Below are 1,766 nucleotides of genomic sequence, written 5' to 3'. Positions count from 1 at the left end.
CGGGTTCGCCGCGGCCTCCGCCGTCACGACGGCGACCGCATTGTTCACGCACGCGGTCTCGCTCGGCGGTGTGGATTCGCTGATCCAGCATCCGGCGGCGCTCACCCATCGGCCGGTGCCGCCGGAGGCCCGTCCGGCAGCCGACGTGCTGCGGCTGTCGATCGGGTTGGAGGACGTCGACGACCTGATCGCCGATCTCGCCCAGGCCTTTGCGGCCGTACCGGCCTTCGATGATGAAGCGCCGCTCACCGACCGGGTCACCTCCTCGCGCGACGCACACCGGGGGGCAGTGCGCGCCTGAGGGGGTGACTCAGCGCCCGCGAACCCGTCGGCTCGGCGCCGCATCGGCCGTGACTCACGGCGAGGGGAGGCGGATCGTCCCGGTCGCGAGGCGCTCCGTCGGCATCCGGTCGCGGTCGTAGGTGATCTCGTCGTACCCGTGCGGGGTCGGCACTCCGTCGTCGTCGAGGCTCACGAACACGATCTTGTCGATCGTGAGGATGCGCTTGCGCGTGATCATGTTCCTCGCCACCGCGCGCATGGTCAGCGACGTGGTGCCGAAATGCGTCGCCTGCAGGCCGATCTCGATCAGGTCGCCCTGCACGGCCGAGGCCTCGAAGTTGATCTCCGAGATGTGCTTGGTGACGGCGCGATAGTTGCCCAGCTGCACGATCGCGTAGATCGCCGCTTCCTCGTCTATCCACTTCAACAGACTCCCGCCGAACAGGGAGCCGTTCGCGTTCAGGTCCTCGGGGCGCACCCATTTGCGGGTGCGGAAGTTGAGTCCGTCCTCCGACCACTGCCACGCCGGTGCCTTCTTCTTCGCCATGCGCACGAGGCTAGGCGGCGCGTGAGTCGGAGATGTTACGGCCCGTTTTCGCGGAGGACACGGCCGTCGGCCACGTCCCTTTGTGCATACCTCACAAGAAACTCAGTGTCATGAGCGCTGGAACTTGGTTTCGAGCGGCAAATCCGTCACTCGCGCCTCGGCGCAGCCATACAGTCACCGGTGGCAACGACGCCACTGACCCCCAGGAGTCCTCGATGACGAGTACCACGCCCCATTCGCACGGAATCGGCATGCGCATCGCCGTCATCGTGCTCAGCCTGCTGCTGGCCGCCATGGTGGTCCTGTTCTTGGTGACCACCGGCAAGATCGCCGCCGGTGCCTCCGAACTCGCCGACGGCACGACATCGGCCAAGGATGGTTCGGCCGATCTGGCAGCCGGCGCTGCAGACCTCTCCACGGGCGCATCACGCCTGGCCGAGGGCACCCAGGAGCTCGCAGCGGGAGCCGCCAGCGCGCAGGAAGGATCGCAGAAGCTGAGCGACGGTGCCACGACCGCAGCGACCGGCGCGACGACCCTGGCCGAGGGGACGAACAGCCTCGCCGCCGGCGCATCGACCGCCGTGGTCGGTGCGGGCAAGGTCAGCGGAGGTGCGCAGACGGCGCTCGCCGGAGCGCAGGAGCTCGCGACGAAGATGGCGCAGGCGGATGCCGGTGCGCAGACCCTCTCTTCCGGGATGTCCACCCTCGCCGCCGGTGTGAACGGCGCGCACGCGTATGCGAACGGCGTGCTCGTCGGCGCGACGCAGCTCAGCGACACCCTCGGAACCAAGGTGAACGCCGACGTGGTGGCTCTCGCGCAGCCGGGAGCGAAGACGCTTCTCCAGGGCGTCGCGGCCACGGCGCCCGGCCACTCGCAGCAGCTCGCCGACGCCCTCGCGGGGATGCTCGCCGCCGACCCGGAGAACCCGCAGCTGAA

Annotated in this window: 2 protein-coding genes and 1 pseudogene; 2 read left to right on the top strand and 1 reads right to left on the bottom strand. The window is 69.0% G+C overall.

Going from position 1 to position 1,766, the window contains the following annotated elements; translation table 11 throughout:
- Positions 1-301: PLP-dependent transferase (locus DSP71_RS03485; RefSeq protein ID WP_147251186.1), on the top strand; the 301-nt coding region annotated here is incomplete at its 5' end.
- A gap of 54 nt (positions 302-355) precedes the next feature.
- Here the strand turns inward: DSP71_RS03485 and DSP71_RS03480 are convergent.
- Entirely contained in the window at positions 356-829 is a 474-nt protein-coding gene (locus tag DSP71_RS03480; protein WP_046748603.1) for an acyl-CoA thioesterase, read from the bottom strand.
- A 215-nt stretch (positions 830-1,044) separates the two neighbouring features.
- On the opposite strand from DSP71_RS03480, the pseudogene DSP71_RS03475 reads away from it, so the two are divergent.
- A pseudogene (locus tag DSP71_RS03475) lies at positions 1,045-1,766 on the top strand (hypothetical protein); the annotation flags it as partial.

It is taken from the genome of Microbacterium sp. H6 (assembly GCF_003314775.1).
GTDB classification, from domain to species: Bacteria; Actinomycetota; Actinomycetes; order Actinomycetales; family Microbacteriaceae; genus Microbacterium; species Microbacterium oxydans.
Note: the sequence above shows the minus strand (reverse complement) of the source record. Positions and strands in the feature narration are given on the sequence as shown.

Bases quoted from the DNA above. Each gene is read 5' to 3' on its own strand.
- DSP71_RS03480 (WP_046748603.1), bottom strand. From the start codon at position 829: ATGGCGAAGAAGAAGGCACCGGCGTGGCAGTGGTCGGAGGACGGACTC.